The 1552-nt window shown below is 66.9% G+C and carries 2 protein-coding genes; one reads left to right on the top strand and one right to left on the bottom strand.

What is annotated here, in order from left to right; all coding sequences use genetic code 11:
• Nucleotides 1-464, top strand: a 464-nt coding sequence (locus ACH4UK_RS36910; protein WP_398363627.1) for a hypothetical protein, incomplete at its 5' end; no start/stop codon positions are given.
• A 27-nt stretch (nucleotides 465-491) separates the two neighbouring features.
• Here ACH4UK_RS36910 and ACH4UK_RS36905 read toward each other — a convergent pair.
• Complete coding sequence (locus tag ACH4UK_RS36905; RefSeq protein WP_398363626.1) at nucleotides 492-1334, bottom strand: IS5 family transposase; 843 nt, start codon at nucleotides 1332-1334, stop codon at nucleotides 492-494.
• Nucleotides 1335-1552 lie beyond the last annotated feature (218 nt).

Raw genomic sequence — 1552 nt, 5'->3', positions numbered from 1 at the left:
AAAGAGCGTTTTGTCCTGGCGGGAGTGTTTGGGAACGCAGTGCTGTCGTGGATGATTGCGGGGTGTTGGTCCAGGTGGAAGCGGTGGGGGAGATCGCAGACGGGCGCGCGATGGTTCGGGTCCGCTCGGAGGTGGGTGCCGCCGCGGCGTTGTGGTGCGGCGGTCCGACGGGAGTGGGCCGCGAACATCACGTGGAGTGGACTGTTGAAGAGGACGCGGCCTGGGGCGGCAACACTCGACCGGCCACTTCATTTTCACCCGGGGTGGATGAGGAGGAAGGCGGTCGGATCGTCTTTCGGGGGCGGCTGGGCCTGACGGGCGATGGCGGAGCCATGTTGGAAGTAGCTGGAACCCATATCCTGTTCGACCTCGCCGACCCGCGTCCGTCGACTGCTGTCGATGGAACGTGGGTCGAGATCAGTGTGGAGCGGAACAGCGTCAGCCTGTGGCCCTACCTGCTGTGATTCACAGGAGCCCGACGCTGCCGCCGTTCAGCTGTCGCGCCAGTTGTGGGTCGATTCGCGGGTGAGTCTGCGGCTCATGAGGTCGATCATCGCTATGTTGATCATGGCTTCGGAGCGGTGGGGGTGGGTTTCGTAGTCGCGGGCGAGGCGGCGGTGGTGCATGAGCCAGCCGAAGGTCCGCTCGACGACCCAGCGCCGCGGGATCACTTTGAAGCCCTTCTGGGCGGGGTCGCGGCGGGTGACTTCGACGTCGATGCCCAGGCGGGCGCCGTGGTCGATGGCCTTGGTGCGGTAGCCGCTGTCGGCCCACGCCTTCGTGACGCGGGGGTGGCCTTCGGCGATGTTCGAGAGCAGGCGGATTCCGCCGGCGTTGTCGGAGACGCTGGCGGCGGTGACCAGCACGGCCAGGAGGAGGCCGACGGTGTCGACGCCGATGTGGCGTTTGCGGCCCGCGATCTTCTTGCCTGCGTCGATGCCCTGGCCGGCCGCGGGCACGTTGGCAGAGGTCTTGATGCTCTGGGCGTCGAGGATGCAGGCGCTGGGCTCGGCGTCTCGGCCCTCGGCCTTCCGGACAAGCCGTCGCAGGAGTCCGTTGAGCTGGTCGAAGACGCTGCCCTTCTGCCAGGCGGCGAAGTATCCGTAGACGGTTTCCCACGGGGCGAAATCGTGTGGGAGGTAGCGCCAGGGGATGCCGGTCCGGTCGACGTAGAGGATGGCGTCCATGATCCGGCGCAGGTCGTGTTCGGGCGGCCGCCCGATGTCCAGGCCCTTCCCTCTGCGTTCTGCTCGCCAGGCTGTCAGGGTTGGTTCGAGCAGTTCCCAACGGGCATCGGACAGGTCACTCGGGTACGGCCGCTGTCGGCGAGGCATGTTTCCGTAGTACCGATGGCCGCCGTCCCGCCACAGGGCGCAAACAGGCGCGACCGGGGGCGTGTTGGGATCAGACAGGAGCGAAGGGACCCAAACGGGCCCTCGAAGGCTGTCACCCGCCCCATCTGCCACGACAAGCGTCTACCGCCTCAGCCGGCCCGAAGCGGCCTGCCACCTGAACTGCAACGAAGCACCCCTGTCAGGACAAAACGCTCTTT

Origin of the sequence: Streptomyces sp. NPDC020884 (genome assembly GCF_044333935.1) — a bacterium.
GTDB lineage: Bacteria > Actinomycetota > Actinomycetes > Streptomycetales > Streptomycetaceae > Streptomyces.
The sequence above is the reverse complement of the archived record's forward strand: the minus strand, read 5'-3'. Positions and strand labels throughout refer to the sequence as shown.

What these genes read in the sequence shown, in the direction of transcription:
- ACH4UK_RS36905 (WP_398363626.1), bottom strand. Translation starts at nt 1,334, where the DNA reads ATGCCTCGCCGACAGCGGCCGTACCCGAGTGACCTGTCCGATGCCCGT.